Source organism: Streptomyces sp. NPDC090088 (genome assembly GCF_044747345.1).
In the GTDB taxonomy this organism is placed as follows: Bacteria; Actinomycetota; Actinomycetes; order Streptomycetales; family Streptomycetaceae; genus Streptomyces.
In genome coordinates this window covers 150,407-177,017 of sequence record NZ_JBIVDZ010000002.1, presented here as the reverse complement: position 1 = coordinate 177,017, position 26,611 = coordinate 150,407, and the positions used below count along the sequence as shown (strand labels likewise).

The 26,611-nt window shown below is 66.0% G+C and carries 29 protein-coding genes; 20 read left to right on the top strand and 9 right to left on the bottom strand.

The window, feature by feature from the left end; translation table 11 throughout:
• The first annotated feature begins 186 nt into the window (after window positions 1–186).
• A complete protein-coding gene (locus ACIPSJ_RS09435) occupies window positions 187–504 on the top strand; it encodes a hypothetical protein (protein ID WP_355709672.1) in 318 nt (105 codons plus the stop codon).
• Window positions 505–552: 48 nt separating this feature from the next.
• A complete protein-coding gene (locus ACIPSJ_RS09430) occupies window positions 553–2,667 on the top strand; it encodes a hypothetical protein (protein WP_401344832.1) in 2,115 nt (704 codons plus the stop codon).
• A gap of 40 nt (window positions 2,668–2,707) precedes the next feature.
• Here the strand turns inward: ACIPSJ_RS09430 and ACIPSJ_RS09425 are convergent, their stop codons facing one another.
• Window positions 2,708–3,358 (bottom strand): hypothetical protein, encoded by a 651-nt coding sequence (locus ACIPSJ_RS09425; RefSeq protein WP_401344830.1) that lies wholly within the window; start codon window positions 3,356–3,358, stop codon window positions 2,708–2,710.
• Window positions 3,359–3,956: 598 nt separating this feature from the next.
• Between ACIPSJ_RS09425 and ACIPSJ_RS09420 the strand changes: the two genes are divergently transcribed.
• The 17 genes from ACIPSJ_RS09420 (at window position 3,957) to ACIPSJ_RS09340 (ending at window position 20,010) form a co-directional block, all read left to right on the top strand.
• Window positions 3,957–4,628 (top strand): hypothetical protein, encoded by a 672-nt coding sequence (locus ACIPSJ_RS09420; RefSeq protein WP_401346196.1) that lies wholly within the window; start codon window positions 3,957–3,959, stop codon window positions 4,626–4,628.
• Window positions 4,625–5,704: a hypothetical protein gene (locus ACIPSJ_RS09415; protein ID WP_401344828.1), complete on the top strand. Its 1,080-nt coding sequence runs from the start codon at window positions 4,625–4,627 to the stop codon at window positions 5,702–5,704. The genes ACIPSJ_RS09420 and ACIPSJ_RS09415 overlap by 4 nt, the downstream gene beginning before the upstream one ends.
• A gap of 19 nt (window positions 5,705–5,723) precedes the next feature.
• A complete protein-coding gene (locus tag ACIPSJ_RS09410; RefSeq protein ID WP_390968449.1) occupies window positions 5,724–6,056 on the top strand; it encodes a hypothetical protein in 333 nt (110 codons plus the stop codon).
• A gap of 52 nt (window positions 6,057–6,108) precedes the next feature.
• Complete coding sequence (locus tag ACIPSJ_RS09405; protein WP_401344826.1) at window positions 6,109–8,094, top strand: hypothetical protein; 1,986 nt, start codon at window positions 6,109–6,111, stop codon at window positions 8,092–8,094.
• 37 nt (window positions 8,095–8,131) lie between these two features.
• Complete coding sequence (locus tag ACIPSJ_RS09400; RefSeq protein ID WP_401344824.1) at window positions 8,132–8,761, top strand: hypothetical protein; 630 nt, start codon at window positions 8,132–8,134, stop codon at window positions 8,759–8,761.
• A gap of 194 nt (window positions 8,762–8,955) precedes the next feature.
• Window positions 8,956–9,591 (top strand): hypothetical protein, encoded by a 636-nt coding sequence (locus ACIPSJ_RS09395; protein WP_401344822.1) that lies wholly within the window; start codon window positions 8,956–8,958, stop codon window positions 9,589–9,591.
• A gap of 497 nt (window positions 9,592–10,088) precedes the next feature.
• On the top strand, window positions 10,089–11,900 hold the full coding sequence (locus tag ACIPSJ_RS09390) for a hypothetical protein (RefSeq protein WP_401344820.1): 1,812 nt from the start codon (window positions 10,089–10,091) through the stop codon (window positions 11,898–11,900).
• Between the two features lie 47 nt (window positions 11,901–11,947).
• Window positions 11,948–12,469, top strand: a complete 522-nt coding sequence (locus tag ACIPSJ_RS09385) for a hypothetical protein (RefSeq protein WP_401344818.1) — start codon at window positions 11,948–11,950, stop codon at window positions 12,467–12,469.
• A 78-nt stretch (window positions 12,470–12,547) separates the two neighbouring features.
• Window positions 12,548–12,874 carry a hypothetical protein gene (locus ACIPSJ_RS09380; RefSeq protein WP_401344816.1) on the top strand — a complete coding sequence of 109 codons (327 nt, stop codon included), beginning with the start codon at window positions 12,548–12,550 and terminating at the stop codon, window positions 12,872–12,874.
• Between the two features lie 48 nt (window positions 12,875–12,922).
• On the top strand, window positions 12,923–13,600 hold the full coding sequence (locus ACIPSJ_RS09375) for a hypothetical protein (RefSeq protein ID WP_401344814.1): 678 nt from the start codon (window positions 12,923–12,925) through the stop codon (window positions 13,598–13,600).
• 230 nt (window positions 13,601–13,830) lie between these two features.
• Window positions 13,831–14,196: a hypothetical protein gene (locus ACIPSJ_RS09370; RefSeq protein WP_401344812.1), complete on the top strand. Its 366-nt coding sequence runs from the start codon at window positions 13,831–13,833 to the stop codon at window positions 14,194–14,196.
• The gene (locus ACIPSJ_RS09365) at window positions 14,196–15,692 is read left to right on the top strand and encodes a C2 family cysteine protease (RefSeq protein ID WP_401344810.1); all 1,497 of its coding nucleotides are present in this window, start codon (window positions 14,196–14,198) and stop codon (window positions 15,690–15,692) included. The genes ACIPSJ_RS09370 and ACIPSJ_RS09365 overlap by 1 nt, the downstream gene beginning before the upstream one ends.
• 40 nt (window positions 15,693–15,732) lie before the next feature.
• Window positions 15,733–16,059: a hypothetical protein gene (locus tag ACIPSJ_RS09360; protein WP_401344808.1), complete on the top strand. Its 327-nt coding sequence runs from the start codon at window positions 15,733–15,735 to the stop codon at window positions 16,057–16,059.
• Window positions 16,040–16,849, top strand: a complete 810-nt coding sequence (locus ACIPSJ_RS09355; RefSeq protein WP_401344806.1) for a hypothetical protein — start codon at window positions 16,040–16,042, stop codon at window positions 16,847–16,849. The genes ACIPSJ_RS09360 and ACIPSJ_RS09355 overlap by 20 nt, the downstream gene beginning before the upstream one ends.
• A 134-nt stretch (window positions 16,850–16,983) precedes the next feature.
• A complete protein-coding gene (locus ACIPSJ_RS09350) occupies window positions 16,984–17,664 on the top strand; it encodes a hypothetical protein (RefSeq protein ID WP_401344804.1) in 681 nt (226 codons plus the stop codon).
• Between the two features lie 44 nt (window positions 17,665–17,708).
• Entirely contained in the window at window positions 17,709–18,431 is a 723-nt protein-coding gene (locus tag ACIPSJ_RS09345) for a hypothetical protein (protein ID WP_401344802.1), read from the top strand.
• 142 nt (window positions 18,432–18,573) lie between these two features.
• Window positions 18,574–20,010 carry a PE-PGRS family protein gene (locus ACIPSJ_RS09340; RefSeq protein ID WP_355709708.1) on the top strand — a complete coding sequence of 479 codons (1,437 nt, stop codon included), beginning with the start codon at window positions 18,574–18,576 and terminating at the stop codon, window positions 20,008–20,010.
• Window positions 20,011–20,076: 66 nt separating this feature from the next.
• Here ACIPSJ_RS09340 and ACIPSJ_RS09335 read toward each other — a convergent pair whose 3' ends face one another.
• From ACIPSJ_RS09335 to ACIPSJ_RS09320, 4 genes are all read right to left on the bottom strand, one after another.
• The gene (locus tag ACIPSJ_RS09335; protein WP_401344800.1) at window positions 20,077–20,433 is read right to left on the bottom strand and encodes a hypothetical protein; all 357 of its coding nucleotides are present in this window, start codon (window positions 20,431–20,433) and stop codon (window positions 20,077–20,079) included.
• A gap of 226 nt (window positions 20,434–20,659) precedes the next feature.
• Window positions 20,660–22,108: a PE-PGRS family protein gene (locus ACIPSJ_RS09330; protein WP_401344798.1), complete on the bottom strand. Its 1,449-nt coding sequence runs from the start codon at window positions 22,106–22,108 to the stop codon at window positions 20,660–20,662.
• Window positions 22,109–22,133: 25 nt separating this feature from the next.
• Complete coding sequence (locus ACIPSJ_RS09325; protein WP_355709714.1) at window positions 22,134–22,973, bottom strand: hypothetical protein; 840 nt, start codon at window positions 22,971–22,973, stop codon at window positions 22,134–22,136.
• A gap of 40 nt (window positions 22,974–23,013) precedes the next feature.
• Window positions 23,014–23,274, bottom strand: coding sequence for a hypothetical protein (locus ACIPSJ_RS09320; protein ID WP_401344796.1), 261 nt, complete (start codon window positions 23,272–23,274; stop codon window positions 23,014–23,016).
• Window positions 23,275–23,477: 203 nt separating this feature from the next.
• On the opposite strand from ACIPSJ_RS09320, the gene ACIPSJ_RS09315 reads away from it, so the two are divergent.
• The gene (locus ACIPSJ_RS09315) at window positions 23,478–23,738 is read left to right on the top strand and encodes a WXG100 family type VII secretion target (protein WP_352225532.1); all 261 of its coding nucleotides are present in this window, start codon (window positions 23,478–23,480) and stop codon (window positions 23,736–23,738) included.
• 110 nt (window positions 23,739–23,848) lie between these two features.
• Here the strand turns inward: ACIPSJ_RS09315 and ACIPSJ_RS09310 are convergent, their stop codons facing one another.
• The 4 genes from ACIPSJ_RS09310 to ACIPSJ_RS09295 are packed head-to-tail and all read right to left on the bottom strand — an operon-like array spanning window position 23,849 to window position 26,501.
• A complete protein-coding gene (locus ACIPSJ_RS09310; protein ID WP_401344794.1) occupies window positions 23,849–24,151 on the bottom strand; it encodes a hypothetical protein in 303 nt (100 codons plus the stop codon).
• Window positions 24,148–24,750: a DUF3592 domain-containing protein gene (locus tag ACIPSJ_RS09305; RefSeq protein WP_359210190.1), complete on the bottom strand. Its 603-nt coding sequence runs from the start codon at window positions 24,748–24,750 to the stop codon at window positions 24,148–24,150. The genes ACIPSJ_RS09310 and ACIPSJ_RS09305 overlap by 4 nt, the downstream gene beginning before the upstream one ends.
• Before the next feature lie 25 nt (window positions 24,751–24,775).
• Entirely contained in the window at window positions 24,776–26,233 is a 1,458-nt protein-coding gene (locus tag ACIPSJ_RS09300) for a hypothetical protein (RefSeq protein WP_401344792.1), read from the bottom strand.
• The gene (locus ACIPSJ_RS09295) at window positions 26,226–26,501 is read right to left on the bottom strand and encodes an SAV_915 family protein (RefSeq protein WP_401344790.1); all 276 of its coding nucleotides are present in this window, start codon (window positions 26,499–26,501) and stop codon (window positions 26,226–26,228) included. The genes ACIPSJ_RS09300 and ACIPSJ_RS09295 overlap by 8 nt, the downstream gene beginning before the upstream one ends.
• Between the last annotated feature and the right edge of the window lie 110 nt (window positions 26,502–26,611).

Below are 26,611 nucleotides of genomic sequence, written 5' to 3'. Positions count from 1 at the left end.
ACAACCACCGGAGAGCGGCAGGCCAGGCATGCGGATCCGCGGCCGCACCAGGGTGCGTTCGGCCCTCACGCGCTGGACGGCGAACACCGAGGTCGAATCGGCCGCACCGGGCTGCATGCCCGGCCCGGTTCCTGCGTGACATCATGCAACGCAGCCTGTGCGGCAGCGACTTCGGGAGGGACGACCGTGGGAGAGCCAGACGCCCAGCCGAAAGTGGAGAATCCGTACCTGGCTTCCCTGAAGAGGCTCAAGAACAGCCTCGGAGCGGAGACCGAGATGCTGAAGAAGCAACTTGAGACCGCGGCCAAGGACATGGACAGCAAGAGGGTCTGGGCAGGCAAGGCAGCCAGCGACTGGACCAAGGACCTCGAGGGTCGGCGGTCGCACATGAAGCTCCTGGTGGAGAAGCTCATCCCGGCAGTGGACGCGGAGATCGCCAAGTGCCCGGAGAAGGTGACCCCGGGCGAGGCCAAGATGATGCGCATGGATCTGCAGGGCTTCTGACGCCGGTCATGCGGTGACAGCACACGCACCACCAACGGGGAGAGAAGCATGGGCGAGTTCTCGGGGATCGACTCCAAGGCGCTGAACGGCATGATCGACTCGGTCAAGTCGGACAAGGAGCGGATGCGCCAGAGCGTGACCTGGATCAAGTCGAGCTTCGAGCGGCACGGCATCGACACACAGCCGTTGTCCCAACTGCTCGGCATCTGCGGCTGGCTGGACGACCAGGTGCCCCTGCTGATCCGCCGCTACCACCTCGCCCTGGCCGTCACCGGCGACGGCAACGGCGGGAAGCCGTATCCGAACGCCCCCAAGGGCACGGCGATGGTGACGATCGACGAGGCCATGGTCGGCCAGAAGGCGGCCGCCGAACGCAACGGCAAGGCGCTGGCGGAGCGGTTCAAGAAGGACTTCAGCGGCAGCGACTCCGCGGAACTCTTCGCCGCCCTGGAAGCGAATGCCGACGACGCCGACTTCGTCAAGGCCTTCTACAGCACGCTCGGACCCGACAAACTGGTGTGGTTGTCCAACGAGATGGACGACGATCCCTACGACGACTACTACGACAAGCACCCGGACGCGTTGACCCACGATCGGAATCTCGTCGCCAGGACGCTCGGCACCTTTACCCAGGTGGCTTTCGAAGGTCAGACCGCCCAGGAGAAGCAGGCTTCCTGGAGCAAGTGGTTCGACAAGTTCGCCATGGACCCGCAGCGCGGCTTCCGCCCCGACCGGCTGATGCCCCTTCTCGCCGGCGGGACCTACGACAAGGACTTCCTGGTAGCACTCGGCGACCGGGTCTTCTCGAAGGACCAGAAGACCTTCGAGAACGAGTGGATGAACGGCAGCGGAAAGAACCCCTGGGAAGCCGACCACTACGCCCAGCTGTTCAACGCCATCGCCGCCAACCCCGAGGCGTCCGGCGAATGGATGAGCCACGACTACGACACCGTCCAGACCATGCTTTACAACCCCGCCGGCTCCTGGGACAAGTCCCGCTCGGCCGCCCTCGTCAAGGTGCTGCACTCGGCGACCATCGACCTCCGCCAGACGAACGAGGCCCTCGCCGAGAAACTGACCGCGCACCTCATGTTCGACAACTACAAGCACATGAACGGCGACGAGCAGAGCCTCCACCCGATCGAGGGGGTGGACTACTTCTACTCACAGCTGATCACTTCGCACTGGAAGGACCTGGAGAACGGAATCACCTCCCCGGTCGCCGACAAATTCTGGATGGGCGACGCGACCACAGGCGGCTTCGCCGAGAAGGCGTCCAAGTGGGACGAGAAGGCATTCTTCAACAGCCAGGATCCGTCCCGCTTCGGTCTGGAGGCGGGGGCGCCGATGTGGCAGGCAATGATGAACGAGGCGGCGAGGGATCCGCGGGCGGCGGGCGAGATGAGTGCGCTCTTCGAGTCGTACCGGAAGCAGATCGACAACCAACTTGTGCGCACAGACAGCACGAACAGCCATGCGACCGACTACCTGGCCATCAAGCGTGGCCTGATGCTGAAGGCGTACGGCACGGCCTTCACCTACGCCAAGGGATCCATCCAGGGGGACGCCGAGGCCTGGGCGGAGAACGTCAACGAATTCCGCAAGCAGATGATCGAGACGGCGGTCGACGGAGTGAAGGCAGCCGCGACCGGCGGTACCACCGCCGTCGCCGACATGGGCAAGGAACAGCTCGCCGGGCTCGGTGACTCCGCGACGGGCCTGCTCACGGACTGGCTGGCGGAACAGATGAGTGTCAAGCCCGAGGAGGCACCGGGCGGGCTCGCAGACAAGTACAAAAGTCTGTCCGAGGCCCAATTGGACACGTCGTGGCGCAGTGGTTACCGGTCCCTTGCGCTTGGGCAGCTCGCGGCTGACCCGGCGAGCGGCTGGAAGGGAGGATTCGACCCCACCCTTACCAAACCGGTCACTATCGGGCCGCACGGCAAGGGCGGCACGACCTACACAGGCGACCCGAAGAATTACATCAAGAGCCCCGCCGAAAACTTCCTGAAGCCCACAGGCGAGGTAATGGACGACCTTGACAAGATGACCCCCCAGCAACTGGACGCTTATTCACGATGGCTGCAGGATTACGCAGTGGTCACCAAGGTGCAACTCAGCGGATTCGCAACATCTCAGATGTTCCAGAATATCCCGGATTAACCTTCGCGGAAGTCACTGTACTGGCGCGAGTCCACTGCACTCACTTCGAGGGCACAATGTGCAGCGCGTTGATAAAAGTACGGAGGTCTGACGGCGCCTCGGCGGATACAACCTCGTAGTGATTGAGCACGGGGGCCAAGGCGACGTCCGTCGTGCTGTTGTGCCAGCCGCACGTGGTCAATTTGGTCCTGACAATAATGATGTCCGCGCACTGGATCTCCCCACCAACGGCACCTGCCGGATACGTCTTGACCTGATTCGGGTCGATCCGAGTACCGTAGATCGAGTAAAAATCCTCACTCGCCCCATTCGATGCAGAAGCGGCATCTGGCTCATATTTGACGCGGATTATCAAAGCCTTCCCACTAGAGCCCCGATAAGTCAGGTTGACCTGCCCCTTGCTGATATCGGTATTGACTGATTCTGAGCCGATTGAGGTCCATTCAGTATCGTGAGGCTTAGCCTCCTTATAGTCGCCGAAGGCAGTCGGCACCACCGGAGCACCCTGTCCGGAGTCATCACCACCGCCCCTCGTCGCCAACCAGGTCCCGCCGCCCGCGAGCAGGGCGGCCACGACCACCACGCCTCCCACGATCAGCCGCCTTCGACCGCGTTGCTGTCCGGCACCCGGCGCCGACCGAGCAGAGGAGGACGCCACCTGGGCGTCGTCGCTGAACGAGGAGTCAGTCATGAGACTTCCTGATAGTGGTTTGGACACAGCGGCAGAGCCACCACGCCCGACGGCCGCAGCGAGTTGACCCTAGCTCGCTCAGGCAACCCGGTAGAGAGTCTTGTGCGCACCGGCGGCGCTTCCCGCAACGGCATCAACGCGAATCGGACCCAACGGAGCCAACCACCCGACCGCGCGAAGCACGAACCCTCGCCGGGCCAGGAGCGTCAACACCCATGACGTAATCCCCCCTCGCATCCTCCACTGGCTACCCCTCCCCATCGCCCCGGCAGCGGGCAGCGACTGCCGTTCTCACCGGCCTCCGTTCCGGCGCGCCCGCCTCACGCTCGTACGCCCCCCTGCCTGGAGGGCCACCGCACCTCCCCAGCACCGCGATAGCGAAACGGAACTCAAACCTCACAACAGCCCGGACGCAGCGTCTCAAGGCATCCGAGGCCGCCACCCGTTCAGGCAAGATCAGGACGCAGGTCACACTCCCAAGCACCCCATGCGCCCAGAATTATCACCATTCACAGCGGAGTTCGCTGTGGCGAAACCAAGAACCTCCCCGATACCGTCGACTCTCTTGAATGGTCTTTTTTCTCACGGGGAGTTCACTGTGAAGCGCCGTACTTTGCCCGCCGCTGCCGCGCTGGCGGCAACGGCATCACTGCTGCTGACCGCCTGCGGAAGCGGCGACGACAAGGCCAGCGACAAGGACAAGATCGCCGGTGTCGACCAGGGAACGAAGACACCGACGGCATCGGCATCAGCTTCGGGAGCACCGGCGGAGGACAAGCCGGACGGTGTGGACGTGTCGCTGCCCAAGGACATGAACCTGGTCTTCGACTGGAGCAAGCCGAAGGACAAGAACGAGGCGGCGGCGATGGACGATGCCGCGAACTTCCTCCGCGCCATCTACCGAGGCGTCGACAAGCGCACGACCAAGGACGCAGCCGTCGCCACGTATGCCACCGACGGTGGACTGAAGTACGCGGATACGCAGATCAACGCCTATATCAAAGGCGGCTGGACGGTCATCGGCACCCGGCGCCACTACGACGCCACGACACGGTCCACCACAGACGGCAAGTCAGTGGAGGTGGCGTTCTGCTCGGACTCGAGCAAGTTCTACGGCAAGGAGACCAAGAGCGGGAAGGTCCTCAAGACCGATCCCAGCATCAAGGACTTCGACTACTTCAAGATCATCATGGTCAAGTACCCCACGGGTACGGACCTGTGGCAGGCGTCCAAGGTGTACGTCGAGACGGAGGCGACAAAGTGCCGGTGAAGGAAGTACGCCGTCCGCTCCTCGCCACCGCAGCACTGGCGCTGGCTCTCAGCACCCTCGCCCTCACCGGGCCCGCCTACGCGGCAACGGGCGTGGGCACCGGCAAGGGCGCCGACACAGAGCAGTCCGGCGGGCCTGACGACACCGGCATCTACGCCTCCGCCAAGATCCAGTACTCCGGCTCCGTGACCAAGGACGGCAGTACCGGCAACGTCACGTCCTCCGACGTCAACTGGACCCCGCCGCCCTGCTGGTACGCCCCCTACCTCGGTGCCAAGGACTTCAAGAAGAAGATGTCCGAGCAGATCGAGAGCGCCAAGAACACGCCCGGCATGGGCGGCACAGCGGGCGCGGCGATCGGTGAGATGCAGCGCCACTACGAGGACGAGTACGGCTGGACCGACACCCCCGGGTACAAGGACTACAACGTCGAGAAGGACGGCGAGGGGATGTTCTGGGCCGCCGTCGAGAATCCCGACGAACCGGACGTACTCAAGCGGAGCTCGTGCAACGACCTCCCCTTCTGGGTCGACAACGGCGAAGCCCCACCGGCCCGGTACGAAGAGGCCATCAACCCTAAGATCCTCGCCGCCCTCGCCTACCAGCACATGCAGCTGCCCGACACCAAGGTGAGCCTCGCGCCCGAGACCGTCACCAAGGTGAACCTGCCGACATGGGCCTGGCTCGACAAGGCCGTCTTCAACGAGGTCCAGGCCACGGCGGCCATCAACGTCCCCGGCTTCAGCCTCCAGTCCACGACCACCGCGAAGCCCCTCTCCCTCAAGCTCGAACCCGGCACGCCGGATGCCGCGACCTACCCCACCTCCGGCGAGTGCGTCATCAACGCCGACCATTCCATCGGCGAGCCCTACGCCCAGGGCAAGTCCGACGAGATTCCGCCCTGCGGCCTCAAGTACCTCCGCTCCTCGGGCAACGGCACCTTCAAGCTCCGGGCCACCATCACCTGGGAAATCACCTGGACCGGCACCGGAGACGCCGGCGGAACATTCCCCAACGGCACCTTCGGCAGCACTCAGGACATCACGGTCCAGGAGATCCAGGCCGTCAACCACTGACACAGCGATGGGCAGGGGCATGGGAACCGACGGCGACAAGCCAAAGGTGGACAACCCGGAACGGGAGCGGTTGCAGAAGCTGAAGACGCAGCTGGAGAAGGAGCGCGGTGACTTCGTCGACGCCTTCAAGAGGGCGGTGACGGACGTAGGCAAAGGCGGCCGGGACTCCTCGAAGTCCTGGGTCGGCAAGAACGCCGACAAATGGCACAACGACACGGCCGGCCACCGCAAGGTGGTACGCACTCGGATCGCCACGGTCCTGGACGACATCCAGCGCGAGATCGACAGCATGCCGGAGAAGGTCACACAGGAGGAAGCCACTTCGATGAACCGGAACAGACGCATGTACTGACGGTCCGTCCAGGAACGGCAGAAGTGACACGAGGGAAAACGGGGAACTGGATATGCGCCCGGACGACGGGGGAAGCGGCAGCGGAGTCTTCTCGGGGATCGACCCGGACAAGCTCAAGGGCACGATCGACTCCGTAAGACGCGATCAGGAGACTTTGCAGGACCGGGCCTCCTACTACAAGGCGCAGCTCGCCTACTACGGCATCGGCACCCAGGAACTGGCCGATGTGCTGCGCGTGGCGTCCTGGGCGCAGGACGAGTTGCCCATGCTCAAGCGGCGTTACCACCTGGCGATGAACATGGACGACGATCCGTACCCAGGATTCAAGGGCATGGTGCAGATCGACGAGGGGAAGGTCAGCCGTTCCGCCAACGCCGCGGCGGCCAAGGCCGCCAAGCGCGCTACGGAGCTGGCGAAGAAGGACCCCGAGGACCTGAGCCCTGAGGAGTTCGACGAGCTGAACGAACTCTTCGCTCAGAACTACGACGAGTACCCCTTCGCGGAGAAGGTCGTAGGGGCGCTCGGAGCGCGGAAGACGCTTCAGCTCTGGGATGAGATGAGCAACCTCGACAGGCCTGCCGGATACGGCGAGACCTCCGACTTCGCACGCGCCGGCGACCTCGACGAGATGCAGAAGAACCTGAGTCTCACCGTGGCGGCGGCCACCCACTCCGATTCGCCGGCGATGCAGAAGTGGAAGAAGGACATGGTCGCGATCGGCGGCAAGCCGATCCGCGACCCCGGCCCCGCCCCGGCCGGCGACTCCGGCGGCCCCGAGGGCTTCATCGTCATGAGCAACCTCATGCGGTACGGCGACTACGACGACAAGTTCCTCGTGAACTACGGAACGGCGCTCGTCAAGGAGGACAAACGGATCCTGGACGGCGCCGACCAGCCCTACGCATCCGGCTGGGGCACCACGAGCACGGTCAACCACGTCGGCAACGACGAGGGCAACGACCCGCTCACCGGCTACATGAAGGCACTCGCCAACAGTCCCGCCGCCGCGACCGAGTTCTTCACCGCGCAGCAGAAGGGCGACGACGGCAAGCCGGAGACGAACTTCAAGTACCTCTTCGAAGACCGCAAGTGGCCCGACGACAGCAAGCCGGGCAAGGAGAGCGTGACGGGCCTCAATTCGATGGGCCTCGCCCTGGAGGCCGCCACCACCGGCCACCGCTCGGGCGAACAGGCCACGGCCGAGGACATCAAACACTCGAAGCAGCAGGCCGAGTTGTTCAGCGCCCTGGTCAAGTCGGTATCCGAGGACCAGGACCGTCTCCTCGACCATTCCTTCCTCTCGGACAGCTTCGCGAACATATCAGCTGAATACTTGCCGGATCTGCAGCGCAGTCTGGACGGCGACATCATGTACGGGGAAAAACTTTACCCAACCCCTGGGGCCGCAGCCAAAATCGATACCTACGATGCTGCGCGGTTCCTGCATGCGGTATCCCGCAACAAGGAAGGGTACGACCGGCTGAACGTCTCCCAGCACGTATATGCGGCTGCGTTGATGGAGGCACAGGCGAAGCATCCGGATGCGTATCCTCAGCCGACTGGCGACACAATCGACAAAATCGCCTATGAAACCGGCCTGTTCCAGGGTGTTATCGGCGATGGTCAGCGTTTCCAGGCCGACAAGAACGACGCGGACGCGAACGCACGGGACGGTGCCTGGAAGGATCACGTGAGTCTGTGGGGCGGTTCATTGGTCGGCAGCGCCACATCCATTGCGATGGAGCCGTTCACCGGCCCGGCGGGTGTCTATGCGGGCGGGCTTGCCGGCACGGCGGCGGGCGAGGTCTTCAACGGAATCCTCGACGGCTTCGATGGCGACGGTTCCGAGGAGAAGGAGCAGGTCTACAAGAACGTAAAGCGCATGGATGAGATCCAGCACTCGGCGATCCTGACGACCCAGGAGTCCGTCAAGGCCGCCACCGGCGACGAAGCAGCCGCGTCCAGGGCGGGGGACGAGGCAGGGAAGGGCTTCAACAGCGCCAGCAGTCTCATCAAAAACAGCAGTGCTGCCCAGTAGTTCTCCATTCAGTTCAACAGAGATGAGGTGATCGGCCTTGACGGAACCGACCCAACGCAGGCGTTTTCGAAAATCCTTCGTCTACGGAGGCGTGGCTGCGCTTGCCGCTATTTCCCTGCTCACCGCCTACCTCCTCGGAGCCTTCGAGAAGCGCGGACACATCGGCGCTGACGACATCTGCCGAAACGTGCCCGACCGGAAGGCGACTGCTCGGCTCTTCAACTCCAAACTTGCCCGGTCAGCCCATTACGACTTCACCCAGAACTGGAATCCGGACCCGGACTGGCGCTACCGGAGTTCCTGCATCACCACTGGAGACAACGACCAAGTCCTCTTCTCCCTCGACGCCAAGGCAGGTCCCGCCACACCTTGGCAACAGTGGGCAAAGACGCATATCCCACCGAACAACGGAGGTAAGATCACCTATTTCGATGCCGGGGTCAAGGGCGTCTCCAATACCGAGGTGGCCGCGATCTGGGTTCCCTGTTACGCCCACGAGAAGACAAGCAAAGCCCAGTACAACATGACCGTCTTCGCCGACGCCCTGAAACCACTCGTAGCCTCGGACAAGGAAGCACGCCAGGCGCTCATCGACCTGGCCACTTCCTTCGCCCGCCAGGCCCACAAGGACGCGAAGTGCGACCTCCCGTCCAAGCTTCCGAACTGAGCCACTGATCCAGGGTGTCCACTGACAGCGAGGAAGCCAGCGATCGAGTTCGCCAGCGCCCCGGGGTGTCATCGTTCAGGGCAGCCTCTGAAGTCATTTCCTACCGTTTACCGATGTGTCCGTCCGGGGGAACAGTGAGCAGCAACCGACACACACGCACGTTCACGCGGTGGGCGTGCGCAACAGTTGCGGTCATGAGCACGCTGGCTGGCTGCAGCAGCCCCGGCACGACCTCTGGCAGAGCAGAGGGGACGGCGGGTACGTCAGGGGCCCCGTCGCCGGCCAAGAGCCCGGCCAACCCGCTGGTGCCTCCGCTGTCCACGTTGCCCCCTGCCCGCACGCCGGTGCTGCGCGTACGGGGCACGCACAACTACGACCTGCAGATCCTCGATGCCCGGACCGTCGTGAAGTTGGCGAACGGGACAGGTAGCCCACCGGACAACATGATGGCGCTGGCTCTCCTGTTGCGAGTACAGGCCAAGCCGAGCAATCGCAGCATGGCCGCGCCCCCCTTCGACATGGGGATCAAATACCCGAGCCGCAAGGCCGACATCAAATCGGGCGAGCTCTACGGGGCCGCCGGAACCGAACTCGATTTCGGAACAAACTACCTGACCAAGGATCAGATGCTCACCGGTAACGAGAAAACCCAGGGGGTCGATCTGGCCGGCGGCACACTGCAGGCAAATACCGTCTATTACCACTGGGTCTGGCAGCTCGTCCTGAAGAAGGCGAACCTGGCCGGTGCCACCCTCTGCGAGTCGGAGTGGTCCGAGCCCGCCACCAACTGCATCCCGGTCGGCGCGATCAATACTGCGTCCCTCAAGTAACCCCACCGATGTGAAAGCCATGTGATGGTCGAGGAGATTCCCGGTGAGAGCCGCGAGGCCTCCGTGCGCTGCCTATGCCTCTTCGACGATGGCGTAGATCACCTTGTGTCTGCACAAGCAGGCGACGGGGAGGACCGCGCACGGCGGCACAGAATCAAGCAACTGCGGCCCTCGGGCGACGGTCCCTGCGAACTGCGGGCGACCGTAACCTCTGAGGTCAGCTGCGCCAGCACCAGTGACCCTCTGCTGATGGCACCTTCGGCGAGATCAGCGGAACGCTGTCCAAGAAATCCGGTCCCTGAAGTGCAGACAACATCGGGCTTCTGGGGCATATCTGCGGTTCGGATCAGATCTGGTAGCGAACGCAGGACCGTTGGCACCAGTGAAACCATGCACACGACAGACAGCGTCCGTAAGCTTGGCGCCGCACGCGGCTGCCGTCACGCGACGCCACTCGACAACTTCACTTACCTGAAGTGCTCACCTGGGGGAAGCGCATGCGCCCGGACGACGGCGGAGGAGACTTCCGCGGCATCAACCCGGACCGGCTCGGTGATCTGATCAAGGAGATCGGCACCAATTCCGGCGACGGAGCCGCAGCCGCTCCCACACGGGTCAACAGCTGGATGAGTCATGCGCGTCGACTTCAGATGGACACCTCCCGCCTGACGAAGATCACCAAGCATCTCGGCTGGGCACAGGATCAGCTCCCCATGCTCCGCCGTCGACAGAGCCTGGCCATGGACGAGGAGAAGCGGAACAAGGAGATCGGTCTCGGCAGCGGCATGGTCTCCGCCGGCGCGGGGGACATCGGCACGTACAAGACGCAGTCCGAAGCCCAGAAGGCCGCCAAGAAGGACGCCAAGGCTTACAAGGACGGGGACATGAGCCTCGCCGACTACATGAAGAAGCTCGAGGCCAACCAGACGGACCCGGACTATTGCAAGGCCGCTATGGACGAGCTGGGCCAGACGGCGCTCTACCGGCTCCAGGACGGTCCGATGATGTTCAACCCGGACAACCCCGAAGCCGGTACACGCATCCTGGCGACGACGGTCGCCACCGCCATGCGCAACGGGACGACGTTCAAGGACGAGAACGGCAACGAGGACCTCCAGCACCTGTCCGGCCTGCTCGCCTACGCCGACTTCCCGACGGACGTCGTAGCGAACCTCGGCAAGCAGTGCCTGGCACCTGGCAACTACATGTACGGCGAGAAGGTCTGGGAGGCCATGGGCAACGACCCCGCGGCCTCCACCAAGTTCCTCCACGACAACATGGACGTCATCCCCGGTTGGATGAAGGACGACTCCGACCACCACGGCGGACTGCCGGACTTTCAGGCCAAGGCCTTTGCCGGAGTCATCGCGGCGGGGACGCTGAACGGTATGGGTGCGGATGAGAACGTCGCCGCAGACAACACCAAGAAGCTGATTCAGTACTACGCCAACCACGACGGGGAACACACCCATTCAGAAGTGCAGGCTGTCTTCGCCAAGGACATCGCTCACTACTTCCCAGATCTCCAGGCCTCGTTGACCGACCCGGCGTTCACGGACCTCGGCAAGGGGCACGTTACTGTCTCATCCAAGGAATGGCTGGCGTTCACCGGCGAAGCCATGCAGAATGCGGACGCCGGGGCCAAGCTGCTTGTGTACGCATCACAACAAGCCGATGCATATTCGAGAGAAAACCCGGACAATCCCGTGGCAACCCACGCCAGTGGGGTCATCGAAGGGTTCTTCAGCCAGGAAGCAAGTAATGTGTACCAGCAGATGGTGCACGACCAGAAAGAAAATGCAGACGAATGGAAGAGTAAGTTCCAGGAGCAGGCAAATACTGCAGCCGATACGGTCATCGACGTAGCCTTGGATCCACAGGGTGCCGCCAAGACAGTTACCGTCACTGCGGTAAAGACTGTAATCCACTTGGCTACCGACGCCTTCTGGCCAGACAGCGAAGCGCCCGCCCCTAGCCCGCCAAAGACGGTTCAATGGGACCACCTGTGGCAAGAAGAGGCTGGAAAAATCTACGCAGAAGACGGCAAGTTCCCTCCGGTGACGACGCGTGACGGAATCACCTGGACCGGAGATCCCAAAGAATATGCGAAAGAATACGGCTGCCCAAATTTCCTAGATTCCGATGGGAGCTTGGCTTTGTCCGGAACGGAAAAGCAGCAGGCTGCACAGAAAGCAGCCTATAATGCCTGGCTAAAGGATCCGGCAGTAGGAACAAAGATTTCCGGAGATTACGGATTCACCAATCGTGATACCGGTCGCCATGACGGCCAGGATATGGCGGGTGGATGATGTCATACCGTCGATGGGTCCCGGCTGTCTTGCTGCTCTCTCTAACGATGAGCGCTTGCTCGAACGGCACAGACAAGAGCCCCAGCGCAGCAGAGGGGAAGCAGACAGCTGACGAGATGCGGCACCCCGTTGCCAAAGTTTACTGGCAGCTCTACAACTCGATCGGCAGTGCTGCGTCACGAGGTGGCGGCTCCGGATTCTTTTCCGACTGCGAGAAGGTCAAGGAAGATTCGGTGATGTACCGAGTCACGACCCTCCTGGGCCCCAGCGAAAAGAAAGAGTCGCTGGAAAATTTGACGACGGCGGTAGCCAAGCAATTGAAAAATTCGGGCTGGAACTTGAGCCCGTCCAGCGGGGTTCACCGATCTGCAACCAAGAACGACATCAGCGTCGAAGTCAATCCGTCGCCCATCACGGGAACTTCCGTCGAGCTGCAAGTGCGGAGTAAATGCGTGAATGTGGGTAAGGCTGCCGACCCACTCACAGCCGAATACGCCAGCGCATCGGACAAGTACAGCAGCTCACAGGCATCAGCATCTCCAGTCCCCACAACATTCGCAGAGCGCTGAACGGAATCTTCGAATGGCACATCAGGTTCAGTGGGCCGAGAGCAAGCGCCAGCGGTTTGACACTCCTAGGACGAAGTAATGCCTGACAAAACTGAAAAGAAAGTGCCCAGTCCCATCTGGCAAGAGCTGGACAACCTCTACCGAGAGGTGTCCAAGGACATCGCTACAGTGGCCGATGCACTCAAAAAAGCCGACACGCAGATGGCCGGCGGCAAGGGCGACGTCTGGGTCGGTCCCAATGCACGGAACTGGGGCAGCGACCTGCACGGAGCCAACACCGACCTGTCCAAGCAGGCACATGAATTCCTCTCAGACGTGGCGAGCCAGCGCGCCTCGCACCCGAAGGAAGTCACGCAGGCCGAGGCTGACAGCGAGCGTCGATTCCTTGCCGGGCGTATGGGCTGACCGTGATGCGGCGACAGCTTCAGTAATTTTATTCACGGGGAGTTCAGTGTGAAGCGCCATACCCTGCCCGTTGCTGCCGCGCTGGCAGTGACTACGACACTGCTGTTGACCGCCTGCGGTAGCGGGGATGACAAAGCCGGCGTCAACGACAAGGTCGCTGACGCCGACCAGGGATCGAAGAAGCCGACGGCCTCGGCATCCGCTTCGGGGGCACCAGGAGAGGACAAGCCGGACGGCGTGGACGTGTCTCTGCCCAAGGGCATGGACCTGACCATGGTCTTCGACTGGGCGGAGCCGAAGGGAAAGAACGAAGCGGCCGCGATGAAGGACGCGGCGAACTACCTCCGCGCCATCTACCGGGGCGTCGGCAAGCGCACGACCAAGGATGCGTCCCTGACCGCGTACGCCACCGATGACGGGCTCCACTACGCACAGGTGCAGATCAGCGACTGGATCAAGGGCGGCTGGACGGCGACCGGCACGGAGCGCCACTACGACGTCAGCACCCGGTCCACCACCAACGGCCAGGCAGTGGAAGTGGCGTTCTGTGTGGACTCAACCAAGTTCTACGGCAGGGAGATCGAGACGGGAAAGGTCCTGAAAACCAAGCCCAGCCTCGCGGACTTCGACTACTTCAAGATCGTCATGGTGAAGCTCCCCACAGCCGATGACCTGTGGCAGGCATCCAAGGTGTACGTCCAGACCAAGGCGGCGAAGTGCCAGTGAGCGAATCCCTACACATGCTGCTTGGCGCCGAGGCTCTGATTCTTGCTTCCAGCATCCCCGTCCTCGTCATGATGGATACGACTGAATCGACCAGTATGACGGCCATGTGACGGTCAAGGAGATTCCCGCCGGGAATCGTGACGCCCCCGCCCCCCTCGTATGCTTCACCATCGACGTCGCATCGCGCCCGACTCGCGACGCAGCAGTTGTCAACGGGGGAGGGACCGCACATGGCGGCCACGGACGGCGGCGACGCCGTGGAACTGAAGAAGCGGGCCGAGACGCTGCGTGGGTGTGCGCGGGAGGCTCGGGGGATAGCGCGGCGGCTCGGGCCGTATCTGGATGATGCCGTGAAGAAGGCGAGTCCGCGGGCCGCGGCCTTCCGTACCGGCGACGACGCGAACGCGATCTGGGAGGGGCCGTTCGCCGACGAGTGCACGGCGACTCTGCGGAAGCGGCAGGGCAGCCTGAACGGCATGGCGGGTGCGCTGCTCGCCGATGCCACGCGCTGGGATGCGCAGGCCGACGAGTTGGACCGGCAGGCGAAGGCGAAGGAGAAGGACGGGGCGAAGACCGGGACGGGCGGCGGCAACTGATGGCGTTCAGAGGGTTCGACGCCGGCAAGCTGACCGGGCTCGCCCAGGACCTGGACACGCTCGCCGGGCAGTCCGGGCGGCTGCACACCCAGCTCGCCTCCGTCCTGACCAGCGCCCAGCAGAACCTGCCGCCCGGGCAGAACGCGTCCCGCGACCCCGACCTGCAGGATCTCGTCGGGGACGTGATCCCGATGCCGGCCGTCCTCGGCGGGCGCCGGCGGCTGCCCGGGTCCCTCGGCGCCGAGCTCGGCGACATGCAGGCGTCGATGAAGCGTCGTATCAAACAGATCGAGGGAGTGCAGGAGCTGGCCGCGCGGGGGTACCCCGTCAACGACAGCGACCTCTTCCTCGACGAGAACCCACCCGACGCGAAGAAGATCGACGACGCGCTGCGTCATCTGCAGGAGTTGCAGGGGAAGGACTTCGGGACCGACGGCAACCGGGACGATCTGGAGAAGGTATCCGGTGAGCTCGACGGGCTGACGGCCGCCGAGACGGACGCCCTCGTGTCGAAGGCCTCCCCCAAGGACCTCGCCTTCTACAGCCAGTTGCTCGGCGACACCGACGACTCGTTCTGGAACCCGTTCGACGAGAACGGTCTGCCGGAGGACAAACGCCGCGACACCCTCAGCAAGATGCTGTCCAAGATCGGCCCGGAGAACTTCGGCAAGTTCCAGACGGCGTTCCCCGGCATGCAGCCGGACGTCACCAACACCGCCGCCTGGCAGAACGGCGGGAACAGCCAGAACGGCCAGACCAACAGCGGCATCCACTGGGAGACGCCCTCCGACCCGCTGATCGTCGACGGCGTCTCCGCGGACGACGTCAACCAGCGCCAGTTCGGCGACTGCTGGTACGTCGCCTCGCTCGCCGGACTGGCCCAGAAGGACCCCAAGTTCATCGAGGAAGGCATCAAGCAGAACCCCAACGGCACGGTCAGCGTCCGCGTCTGGGACAAGAACGGCACCTACCGGTGGGTCACCGTGACCGCCGACCTGCCGACCGACAGCAACGGCTCCCCCATCACCACGTACGGCAACGGCGAGTCCTGGCCCGCGTACTACGAGAAGGCCTTCGCGCTGGTCTACTCGGACGACGGCGACGACAAGCGCGGCTACGGCGGCATCGAGGGCGACGACCCGAAGAAGTCCGCGCCGTATCTGACGGGCAAGGAAGGCGACGACCTCACCACCGGTGGCTTCCTGGGCATCGGCAAGCACTCCGACAACAACCTGGCGGACCTGAAGAAGGCCTTCGACTCCGGCAAGGTCGTCACCGTCTCCACTCCGGACGACGAGAACCTGGACAAGGACCACCCCAAGGAGTGGGGCAACACCTACTGCACCGACCACGCCTACTACGTGCGCGGCTTCACCCCCGACGGCAAGGTCGTCCTCGGCAACCCGTGGGGCGTGTCCGGCTATCCGCCGATCACGGTGTCGCAGGATCAGTTCGACAAGTACTTCGGAGGAGCCGAGGCCTTCGATGCGCCCTGATGTCCGACCGATTCCCCCGCGGATCCCACAGGTGAGTGACGTGTCCGAGCGCCCGCACGTGAAGTACCCCTTCGAGAGCGACGGCCGCTGGGTGCTGCGCCACCACGTTCCGTACGACGTCCGGTACGAGGGCCGTGCCCACCAGGTCGTGGCGGCCGTCTTCGGCGAACCGTCGGTACACGGCCGGATCCGGATCGGCCGCGAAGGCAGCCCCCTCGCCGAGTACGACGACCTGGCCCCCGGCGACATCGTGGAGATCACCGGCGACGCCTGGCGCGTCACGGAGGTCGAGTACCGCACCCACCTCACGCTGGAGCGCGTGACCGACGGCAACAAGGAGGCGACCGGTGCTCAGGCCGGCCAGTAAGTCGCGTACGTACGGCATCGCGGGCACGGTCACGGCCGCCCTGCTGACCCTGGCCCTGTCCGGCTGCGGATCGTCGTCCGACGGAACCGGCGGTGACGGCCCGACGACCGCCGCGCCCACGACCACGCAGGCAGCGGCGAAGGACAAGGGCCCGGTGTGCGTCGGCAAGGCCTCGGCCGACGGCCTGCACGTGCTGCGCGGCGGCGGGTTCCGGCTGCCGGGCGGCGGAGGTGTCCAGTACGGCTCCGCCACCGCCGACGGTACGACCCGCACCGCGACCCTGCGCGAGGGCGCGAGCTACGCGGAGGGTCAGAAGCAGCAGGTGGTCAAGCCCGGGCAGACGGTCACGCTCGCCGGGCACGCCTACGCGGTCAGCCAGATCTGCTCCTACCGCGTCGTCCTCGAACCGCAGGACGCGAAGGACAAGGCCGCCCTGGCCGCGGCCCCCACGTCCCTCCGGTCCAAGGGCGGCGCGGCGGACGACGGCCTGTGCTTCTCCACCAACCCGTCCGTGCTGGCCGCCGCGGCGAAGGGGTTTCCGGCCCAGGGGAGCACCCTCTCCCTGCTCCGCAACGGCGGTGTGAAGACCTTCCCCACCGGGCTGTCGGTCACCGTCTCCTACGTCGACACCGGCACCGGAACCGCCGGTTTCGGCGCGAACTGCGCCGGGATCCCGGTGGCCGCGTACAAGGACGTCCGGGCCGGTGACACGGTCGAGTTCGCGGGCGTCCTGTTCAAGGTGTCGGGGCTCGCGGAGGGCGTCGTACGGCTGACGCGGACGAGCGCGTGACGGGACGGCGGCCGAACCGGAGCTCGGTCGAACCGGAGCTTTGCGGGGCCGGTGCGCTGCGGGGCCGCGGCTAGAGTTGCCCGGTGTGGTGGTACGACCAGTGCCCCGCCCCGAACCGGCGACCGTGAGGACAGATGGTGTTCGGCAGGAGCAAGAACGTCGACGAGCCGCCCGTTCCCGTCGTGCCCTGGGCCGACGCCTGGGAGTTCGCCCTCACCGATGAGGAACGCCCCGTCACGCTCCAGCGGAAGCGGGCCGTGCTCGGCGTCCGGGCGGTGCGGGTTCCGCACGGCGGAGGCGCGCAGAAGGTCAACGCTCCGTGCGCGTTCCTCCCCCCGCTGGGCACCGCGGACGACCTGCGGCTGTACGAGGACGCGGAGGGCCGCCGTCCGCTGTGCTCGGTCGGTGCCCCCGAGGAGGCGGACGGCGCCCGCCGCTATCCGGTCCTGGACGGGCAGGGCCAGGTCGTCGGCGCGGTCCGCCGTATCCCCCCGCTCAAGCACGCCCTCAAGCCGACCTGGCGTATCGAACAGCCCGGTCGTCCCGAGATCGTGAGCAGTGCCGAGTGGGCCAAGGGCGGGGTCACCGAGATGGTCCAGAAGGGTGCGGGCAAGTTCCTGCTGGGCGCCGTGCAGGCCGTGGCGGACCTGGGGGCGGAGGGCGGCGACCAGCCCGCCAAGTCCCGGGCGCTGGAGTGGAAGGCCGACGGCGAGCTGGTGCTGACGTCCGACGCCGACCGGCGCTTCCTGGTCCGGGCCGGGTGGCTGGACCGGCGGCTGGTCTTCGCGTACGCACTGCTGCGCGCCCGCTCCTGAACCCCCGGTCACGGTCACTTTCGCGGTTACGGTCGGGGGCAGACATGGCACTGGGCAGGCGGCAGCAGGCGGCGGAACCGCCGGTGGAGCCGGTCGACTGGGCGGGCGTACAGACGTTCGTGGTCTCCGCCGTCGAGCGTCCGGTGACCCTCAGACGCAAGCGTGCCGTGTCGGGCAAGCGGGCGGTGCGGGTGGCCCGGGGCCCCAAGGACCTGCGGGTGTGGGCGCCTTGCGCGTTCGTGGGGTCGTCGTCCGGGCCGGGCCGGCAGGTGGCGGGCCTGACGGCGCGTCCCGGCCACACGCTGTACGAGGACCCGGACGAACGTCGTCTGCTCTGCTTCGTGGAGCCCCCGGTGGACGCCGAGGTCGACGGGGAGCGGCGGTTCGCCGTGCGCGACGGCCGGGGGCAGCTTGTCGGGACGCTCGTGCGTGTGCCGCCCGGACGTCGTTCCTTCACGCCCTTCAAGCACACGTGGCGCATCGAACAGCCGGGCCGGCCGGAGGTCGTGGGGCGCAACGAGTGGGTGAGCGGCGACGCCAAGGACATCGCCGGCCGGGTGGCCGGGAAGCTCCTCGGGGGCGTGCTGAACGCCGTGACGGACCTGGGCGCGGAGGGCGGCGACCAGCCGTCCAAGCCCCGCACGCTGGAGTGGCGTGCCGAGAACAAGGTCGTGATGGTCTCGGAGGGCAGCGAGAAGGTGACGGTGCGGGCCGGCTGGGTCGACCGCCGACTGGCCTTCGCGTTCGCCCTCGTAGGCGATCGCTGACCGGTGGGGGTGCGCATACGCACCGCTTCACCACACCTGATTCTCACCCCGCTCTTACCGCGTCCGTATCATGGTGCGCCGATTCACGGCCGCAATCGGACGGCCCGCGGTCGGAGTGCTCTGGGGGGAATGAAACATGGGCATGAGAAGCGTCAATCCGGATGATCTCGATCAGCTCGCCAAGCTGCTCGACGGTCGCGGTGGCGTGCAGGACAAGCTGGACGAGGCGTTCACGAGGGCCTCCCGGCTGGGTGTGTCCAGCAAGCTGACCTCGCTCAGACCGCTGCGCTCCTGGACCACGGACGCCGCGCCGGACCTGCGCAAGCGCGCCACCTTCGCCCGGCTGGAGAGCGGGGATCCGCAGGCCGGCATGTTGTGGGCCGGGTTCACCGCGAAGGACATCGAGAAGTACAAGGGCGAGGGCCTGGGCCCGGACGTGCTGCTGCTCGCCAACTCCGTTGCCGCCAGCGACGATCCGAACGCGTACAAGTTCAAGCGGCAGCCCGACGAGTCCCTGGCGGACTGGATCGAGCGGCTGGAGGCGCACGCGATCTCGCAGATACCCGGTCTGCAGCCGCACGAGGAGACGATCGCCACCATGATCGGTCTCTACGGCGACTGGGGCTCCGTGACGGCGGCGACGGCGGTCGTCACCATCCAGGGCACCTCGCTGACCAAGACGCTGCTGGGCAACTCGCTCAAGGCCGGTGCGCTGCGGACGTGGAAGACGCGGCTCGGTGTGGTGCTGCGCGGTTCCGACAACGGCCTCATACGGTCGGCCGGCAACGGCCTGATCAAGTGGACGCCGAAGATCCGCTCCCTCAGCGCTCCCGGCAGCTGGCTGCCCGGTCAGCTGGGCTCGCTCTTCGGTCGCAGCACCGCCTACCAGAACCTCTCCCGCATCCCCCTGACCAGCGGACTGCGCGGCGACCTGATCGGGCAGAGCTACAACTGGGCCCGCAGCACGCCCCTCATGCAGAGCCTGCGGGCCAACGGGGTCATCGACTTCCTGGTCGGCTCGGACGAGGCCGCCAAGATGTACGGCGGTTTCACGCACGCGGGGCAGCCGGTCGCCCGGGCCGGCAACGCGAGCCTGATCAAGGTCTTCAGCAAGGCCGCCAACAGCCAGCGGTTCGCCAACTCCGCGGCGGAGGCCACGGGTGCGGCGCGCGGTGCCGGTGCCCTGCGCTTCGGTCTGGGCACCGCCGCCAAGACCGCCGGCTTCCTGCGCGGCGCGGGCATCGTGGGCGGCGTGGTCTCGACCGGCTTCAGCGCGGCCAACGTCATCTCGCAGGGCAACCCGGTCGACGCCTTCAAGAAGAAGGGCGCCGCCTACGTCGCCGACGTGGCCGAAGTCGGTTTCAACGCCTCCCTCACCGCCGCCATGATCGCTCCCAACCCGATCACCATCGGCCTCGCCGTGGGCACCGGCATCATCTACGGCGGCGCCAAGATCGTCCAACACTGGGACGACATCAAGAAGGGCGCCGGCGAAGCCACCAAGTGGGTCGGCAACAAGGTCAGCGACCTGGGCAAGAGCATCGCCAAGTCGAAGGCGAACCCGATGAACTGGTTCTGACCCGGCCCCCTCCACGAGCAGTCCTGCACCGGGGCGGTCATCGAGTCGCCCCTTTTTCCCCGCAGCTCACCACGTTCCCTCGTCACGCTGCCGGCCGAAGAGGAAGTTCATCGGGATGGCGAGCAAGGCTCCCCCCGTGGTGAGCACTGCCGTGTCGACCTCTTCCAGGACCAGCGCGATGGCCAGGTCCGTGGCGGTGACATCGCCCTCCGCCTGGCCGAGGCGGGTTCCTCCGACCCCCCGGATGTATCGCCCTCTGCCCATGGTGACCTTCGCGCCGTCGCGCTCCAGGTGGGCCGTTCCCCTCGCCGAGGTGTACTGGTAGCGGAAGCCTTGATGGTGCATCTCAAGCCAACGGGAGCCCTTGCGCACCCCGTTGACTTTCAGCTTCATGTCCACCACCGCGTCGTCGATCTTCAGCATGCCGCCGTCCAGGGAGGGCAGGTTCCCCGCTCCCCCGCTGAACACGACTGCCGGGAAATTCGCCCCGGAGAGGACAGCCTGGCGCAACGACTCCGCGCCCGCCCTGCCCTGCGGCCGGAACACCCGCACCGCACCGAAGGAACCGACGACTCCCGAGTACCCACGCTGTACAGGTCCGTCGAGCTCTGGCTCGACCTCGAATTCAAAACTCGACACGAATCTTCCCTTAGAACCAGTTCATAGGATTCGCCTTGGACTTGGCGATGCCCTTGCCCAGGTCGCTGACATTGTGGTCGACCCACTTCGTCGCCTCGCCCGCGCCCTTCTTGATGTCGTCCCAGTGCTCGACCACCTTGGCACCGGCGTACACGGCACCGGTCACGGCGACCGCCCCGATGGTGTACGGGTTGGGGGCGATGGTCGCGGCCGTCAGTGAGGCGTTGAAGCCGATCTCGGCGACGTCGGCCACATAACCCGCGCCCTTCTTCTTGTAGGCGGTCTTCGGATTGCCCTGGGCGACGACGTTGGCGATGCTGTAGCCCGTCGAAATGAGGCCACCGATCACGCCGACACCGCGTAGCGCTCCTCCGGCCTTTCCGGCGATCTTGACTCCTCTGCCGAGCGCGGCGAGGCGCCCCGCCCCGAAGAGACGTTCGTCCGCGAAGACGTTGCGGGTGACCTTCCAGAGGCTGGCCTGTGCGGCTCGTCCAGGAATCTGCTCGGCGTGTGTCAGGCCGCCGTACATCTTCGCGAGCCTGTCCGAGCCGACGAGTCCGTCGATCAGGCTGTTGCCGCTGATCCCGAACGCGATTCTCGCGTTCATGAGGCCACTGGCGCGCACGGTGTCGTACGCGTCGCCGACTCGGGCCAGGATGGAGGTGTTCAGAAGCGGTACTCGGCTCGCGTCCTGGTAAAGGGCGTTCCCGGAGGCCAAGCCGGCGAGTTTGCTGGGCAGCCATGTACCAGGGGCGGACAGGGACTTGACGGGAGGATTCCAGGCGTCGAGCCTGGCCGCCCACCCGGCTACGGTCTCGGGCACCCAGGTGTACCTGCCTTGGAACCGCAGGAGGGCACCGGCGAACTGGCTCTTGTACGTCCCCAGGGCGCCCTGCGTCACGGAGTTTCCCACCAGCACCTTGGTGAGGTTCACGCCGTGGAATACCGCGACCCCGCCGTGCCGGACAGTCGACGTGGTGTCTCCGACAGCGCCGAGGATCTCGGTGATCTCCCCCTCGTACGGCTTCAGCGCCGGTACCGCTGTCGTGATGCCGTGGGCTCGTAGGCGGTCCACCCAGTCGTCGAGGGATTCTCCTCGGCGGTGGCGGAAGGTCTCGGCGCCCGGGTCTCCGCTGACGGCGATCGCGTTGGCGAGGAGGAGTACGCCGGGTGCGTTGAGGTAGAGAGCGGCCTCGGCGATGTCCTTGGCGTTGAAGCCGGCCCAGCGAAGGCCGGCTTCGGGGTCGCCGTCCTCCAGGCGCGCGACGGTGGCGCGCCTGCGGAGGTCGGGGGCGGTGTCGGAGACCCAGGCGCGCAGCGGTTTGAGGGCGTTCAGCCGGTCACTGACTCCCAGGCGGGAGGCTCTCGTGAACGCTTCGTCGGTCCTGTCCGCGACTCCGCCGCGGCCGTCGAGCAGGGTGGCGAGGCGGTCCAGGTCGTCGGGGTTGACGTTCCTCATGTCCGGTCCGGGGCAGAGGGCGCCGTCACTCCCCCGCGATCAGGAGTTCTTCGCGGTCCGGGAGGAGGTTGGTGATCTTTTCCCAGACTTCGGCGGAGTGGGAGTTGACGAGGACGAGGGGGCTGTCGGGGGTTACCTGGCCGGGCATGATGGGTTCTTCGGGCTGTTCGCGGATCCAGTAGCCGAGGGGGCCGCAGTCCCAGACGGCGAGGGCGCGGATCATGGTGGAGGGCCGGTCGTCGTGGCGGCCGTCCCAGGCGGTGGTGATGCGCCAGGTCGCGTTGAGGGAGACGACCAGTTCGAGGAAGTGGGCGAGGGCGTCGCCCTTGAGGTCGGGGTCGGCCTCGGTGAGGGCCTTGCGGACGGTGTCGCGTGTCGCGTCGTCGTCCTGGCCGGGCTGCTCCAGGGCGGTGAACGCGGCGTCGAGGGCCGCGAGTTTCGTGGTCAGGCGGACCTCGGGCGCGTCCTGCTCGGGCTTGTCGCCGCGGTGCAGGTTGACCTTGCGGGAGAGTTCCCAGACGAGGGTGTTGGGCTCGATGGAGACATACTCGGACTCCTCCTCGCCGGGCCAGCCGTCGTGCGAGAAGACCGCCTCCTGGCCGACGATCACCCCGTGGTTGACGGGGCCGTGCTGGCCGGTGATCTCCACCTGGACCATGACCATGGGATCCGCGAGGGCGCCGAGCAGGTCGCGCAGCAGGGGCGCCAGTTCGCCCTCCTCGCCGACCAGGCCGATCCGCTGGAGTTCGACGAGGGACTCCCAGAGTTCCTCGGGCGGGGTCTCGCCGTCCAGGAGGTGGGCGAAGACCGCGATGTGGCGGTCGGCCAGGCGGAAGCGCGCGCGGGAGCTGTCGTAGGAAGGCACTGGTCCGGGGTTCCTCTCGTGAAGCGGCTCGGGCGCCGGCTCACTTCTTCGGGTTCTGCAGCTCCTTGGCGTCGTTCGTGCACTGCTGGGCCTCTTCCCGCAAGGACTGGGCCACTGTGCCGCAGGTCGCCTGCCAGCTCCTCAGCTTGCCGCGCACGTCGTCGGCGTTCGGGCCGGACCAGGACTTCATCCCGGTGGTGCTGTGCTGCTTGGCGGCGGCGAGGAGGGAGTCGACGTGGTCCGCCAGGGACCTCAACTGACTGGCACGCTGATTGAGTTCCTGAATGTCAGGATTTGCCATAGCAGCCTCCCCCGCTGTATCGACCGCCTCAGCATACCGATGCACGGTTACGTCCGGTCCTGCCCCCCGACGGCGACGAACACGACTTGTTCACCGGAAGATCCCATCTTCGGCAGCGGTGGACGGGAACTACGGACGGTGCGGTAGCGTCCACTGTTGCAAACGGACAGTCCGGTTGCCGCTTAACCACGGGGAGGATTGCCATGGATCGCGGTGCAGATCTCCAGCAACTCCGGGAGCTTTCCAAGCTCTTCGCTCACAAGGCCCACGACCTGCAGGCCCTGATCAAGGACCTGGACGCGCGGACGGGCAACAGCGAGGGCTTCTGGAAGGGCCCGAAGGCCGACCGTTTCCGGCACGACTGGCACGACGTCAAGCCGACGTTCTCGAAGTGGGTCGACACGCTGAACGAGGCCAGCAAGTCGGCCAACACGAGCGCCGACAACATCGAGCGCGCCACCTGATTCCGGGCGATGCGCGCGGATGACGCCATCCGTATCCGCGCGGATGACGCTGCTCGCCGGGGCGCCGGCCGAGGACCCGTAGGTCTCCGGCCGGCGCCCCGGCGGCGTGTTCAGGCCCCTTGGTGGTACATCCGCGCGTCGGACTGGGAGAGCTGCTCGGGCTCGTTCCTGATGGCCGCGTCGATCACCGGCAGCAACTTGTCCACCTGGTCGCGCAGTCGCCTGTTGCGGCCGTCCAACTCCTGTTGCCAGGCACGGGCGTTCCTGCCGACCCAGACCTTGTCGCCCCCCATGTCCGCGGTCGGGCGCTTCAGCGCGTCGCGGAAGCCGTCCACCTCCTTGGCGAGGTCGCCGCGGAGCCGCACCAGGTCCGCCTTCCTCGGGTTGGGCACCTTGGGCTCGGGGTCGGTCACCGGAGTTCCCCCTCCTGCTCGTTCTCGTGCTTGCGGGCGGCCAGCAGTCTGTGCCGCAGGACGGTGAGGAAGACGGCCCCGGCCAGGAAGAACGGGGTCAGGACCAGGAAGACCAGCATCGGCAGTGTCATGGCCGGCGGGTGCTTCACCCACGCCGTCGTCAGTACGCGGGTGGGGTCGTGCGGGTCGTAGGTCACCGACACGGTGCTTCCCGTCGCCAGTCCGCCGGGGCGTTTGCCGCCCCAGTCGCTGAGCGTGGTGTCGACCTCGCGCTTGCCCACGTCGAAGCGGAGCTTGATGTTCCCCGGGCTGCCGAACTTGTCCCGGGGTGAGGACGTGACCTCCGCCCAGGTGGCGACTCCCCGGGAACGCAGATCACCGACAAGTGTGTGCGAGGGGAGGAAGAGCACGAGGAATCCGACGAGCACCACGGCGAACAGGGCGAACAGCGTGGCGATCAGCCGCCGTTGCGGCACCGGTCGGCGGGCGTCGGTGAACTTCCTTCGGGTCCGGTCCAGCCGTGCCTTCTGCTCGGCGGCCTTCGGTGGCGGGGTCCAGTCGCCCGGCGCCCGTCTCGTCGTCCTCTTCTTCTTCGCCATGTTGTCCGGTTTCCGGTTTCCGTGATCAGAGTCCGAGCCAGCCGCCGACCGTCTTGGCGGCGCTGCCCAGACCCTTGCCGACATCCTTGACCGCGTTGGTGACGGCGTGGACGGCCTTCTTCCCGGTGTCGGTGTTGAGGGCGTAGTAGGCAGCGTAGCCAAGCCCGGCCCCGACCAGGATTCCCGCTCCCACGGCCCAGCCGACCGGGCCGCCGGCGGCGGCGGTGATGAGGGCCTCGGTGGCCCAGGTGGCGCCCATGCCGACGCCCATGGACGCGACGTTCGAGGTGACGGCCACGTCCGTGTCGGAGTGGTTCACCTTGATGTCGTAGGCGATACCGCCGATGGTCAGCAGGGTGCCGACCAGGGGCAGCCGGTCGCCCGTCCGGAAGACCTTGCCGAGCCATCCGGCGTCGCTCGCCGAGCCCCGGACGAAGGGGGCCTTGTCGACGAGCCAGCGGCCCGAGTCGCCGACCGTCGTCTCCATGAAACGGGAGAGCGAGCCCAGGCCGTACTTGCCGTAGATCTGCTCGGCCTCCCGGGAGGCGGCCTTGGAGGCCTTCGCGGCGGCGCGGGTCTCCTTGCGGAACTGGGCCCGTTCCTGGGGGGACATGGCGTTGACGCGCTTGTCGTAGGCGGCCTTGGCCTCCTGGGAGAACTTGTCGGCCTCGTCCCAGAGTTGCTCGGACAGGTGGGACTGGAAGCCGATGACGCTCGCCAGCAGGCCGGCGTGGACGGTCCAGGTCGCCTTGGGGTCGCCGAGGTCCGTGACGGCCTTCTCGAGGTGCTTCCAGGCCGTGTCCCACAGGTCGGGATCGTCCCCCTGCATCAGGGCCCGGTTGAAGACGGCGCCCGGCTCGTCCTTGGGGATGTCGCCGTGGAAGAGGTCGAGCACCTTGTCGAAGCCCGGCGCCGGCTGGTCCGCGTTCACGGCGGCCGTGAACGCCGCGCCGAAGACCTTGGTGTCCTCCTCGGCCGTCGGCGCGCCGGACGTCGCGATGGCCATGGGGAGGTTCTTGACCAGGTTCGGGTCCATCTTCGCGTAGAAGGACGAGTCGAAGTCCGGGTCGCCCTTGTGCTGGGCCAGTACGGCGGCGATGCGGTGGAACTCGGGACCGGCGTCGGCGGGGTCCATGCCGGCGAGGGCGCTGGCCTCCTTGGCGAGGTCCGCGCCCTGGTCGCGGGCCTGCTGGACGGTCCACACCGGTTCGCGCAGCTCGACCATGGTGGGCTTGGGGCCCACGCCGTGGAACTCCATCGCGGCGGCGAGCGCCTGGCGGCGGCGCAGCATGGGCAGTTCGCCGTCGACCCAGGAGGCGATCCTGTCGATCTCGGTCAGGGCGGCGGTGTCGAGGCCGAACCTTTGGAACCGGGCGGTGTAGGCGGTCTTTCCCTGGTGCAGGGTCTTGCTGCCCGACACCAGGCTGTTGATGGTCCCCATCAGGTTGTCCGGGTTGATCCCCGAGAAGTTCGGGTCAGTCACGGTCCGGGGCTCCCGCGCCGTCGGGCAGCCGGGGGTCCAGCAGGACGGCCTGCGCGCCCGAGCCCCGCAGCGCCGTCTCCAGTTCGGCGGTCGGGATCGCCACCCAGGGCTGCTCCTCGCCCATCGCCTCGACCAGTCCGACGACGGTGGAGAACGCGATCGCAACGCGTCGCTCCCCGCCCGGCTCCCCCTCCACACGGAGCAGCATCACGTCGACGGTGCCTTCGAGCAGCGGCGTACCCTGCGCGTCCCTGGGCACATCCGCCATGGTGGGAAGTACCAGGACATCCGGGGGTATGAGGGGAGGCTCTGCCGAATCCATCCGGCCAGACTATGAAGGGCGAACCCTGCCCCAGGTATGAGGATTCCTAAGGTTTG

Excerpts from the sequence above, each read along its gene's own strand:
- ACIPSJ_RS09430 (WP_401344832.1), top strand. The coding sequence starts at position 553 with ATGGGCGAGTTCTCGGGGATCGACTCCAAGGCGCTGAACGGCATGATC.
- ACIPSJ_RS09425 (WP_401344830.1), bottom strand. The coding sequence starts at position 3,358 with ATGACTGACTCCTCGTTCAGCGACGACGCCCAGGTGGCGTCCTCCTCT.
- ACIPSJ_RS09410 (WP_390968449.1), top strand. The coding sequence starts at position 5,724 with ATGGGAACCGACGGCGACAAGCCAAAGGTGGACAACCCGGAACGGGAG.
- ACIPSJ_RS09405 (WP_401344826.1), top strand. The coding sequence starts at position 6,109 with ATGCGCCCGGACGACGGGGGAAGCGGCAGCGGAGTCTTCTCGGGGATC.
- ACIPSJ_RS09395 (WP_401344822.1), top strand. The coding sequence starts at position 8,956 with ATGAGCACGCTGGCTGGCTGCAGCAGCCCCGGCACGACCTCTGGCAGA.
- ACIPSJ_RS09390 (WP_401344820.1), top strand. The coding sequence starts at position 10,089 with ATGCGCCCGGACGACGGCGGAGGAGACTTCCGCGGCATCAACCCGGAC.
- ACIPSJ_RS09385 (WP_401344818.1), top strand. The coding sequence starts at position 11,948 with ATGAGCGCTTGCTCGAACGGCACAGACAAGAGCCCCAGCGCAGCAGAG.
- ACIPSJ_RS09380 (WP_401344816.1), top strand. The coding sequence starts at position 12,548 with ATGCCTGACAAAACTGAAAAGAAAGTGCCCAGTCCCATCTGGCAAGAG.
- ACIPSJ_RS09370 (WP_401344812.1), top strand. The coding sequence starts at position 13,831 with ATGGCGGCCACGGACGGCGGCGACGCCGTGGAACTGAAGAAGCGGGCC.
- ACIPSJ_RS09365 (WP_401344810.1), top strand. The coding sequence starts at position 14,196 with ATGGCGTTCAGAGGGTTCGACGCCGGCAAGCTGACCGGGCTCGCCCAG.
- ACIPSJ_RS09350 (WP_401344804.1), top strand. The coding sequence starts at position 16,984 with ATGGTGTTCGGCAGGAGCAAGAACGTCGACGAGCCGCCCGTTCCCGTC.
- ACIPSJ_RS09345 (WP_401344802.1), top strand. The coding sequence starts at position 17,709 with ATGGCACTGGGCAGGCGGCAGCAGGCGGCGGAACCGCCGGTGGAGCCG.
- ACIPSJ_RS09340 (WP_355709708.1), top strand. The coding sequence starts at position 18,574 with ATGAGAAGCGTCAATCCGGATGATCTCGATCAGCTCGCCAAGCTGCTC.
- ACIPSJ_RS09335 (WP_401344800.1), bottom strand. The coding sequence starts at position 20,433 with ATGCTGAAGATCGACGACGCGGTGGTGGACATGAAGCTGAAAGTCAAC.
- ACIPSJ_RS09330 (WP_401344798.1), bottom strand. The coding sequence starts at position 22,108 with ATGAGGAACGTCAACCCCGACGACCTGGACCGCCTCGCCACCCTGCTC.
- ACIPSJ_RS09320 (WP_401344796.1), bottom strand. The coding sequence starts at position 23,274 with ATGGCAAATCCTGACATTCAGGAACTCAATCAGCGTGCCAGTCAGTTG.
- ACIPSJ_RS09315 (WP_352225532.1), top strand. The coding sequence starts at position 23,478 with ATGGATCGCGGTGCAGATCTCCAGCAACTCCGGGAGCTTTCCAAGCTC.
- ACIPSJ_RS09305 (WP_359210190.1), bottom strand. The coding sequence starts at position 24,750 with ATGGCGAAGAAGAAGAGGACGACGAGACGGGCGCCGGGCGACTGGACC.
- ACIPSJ_RS09295 (WP_401344790.1), bottom strand. The coding sequence starts at position 26,501 with ATGGCGGATGTGCCCAGGGACGCGCAGGGTACGCCGCTGCTCGAAGGC.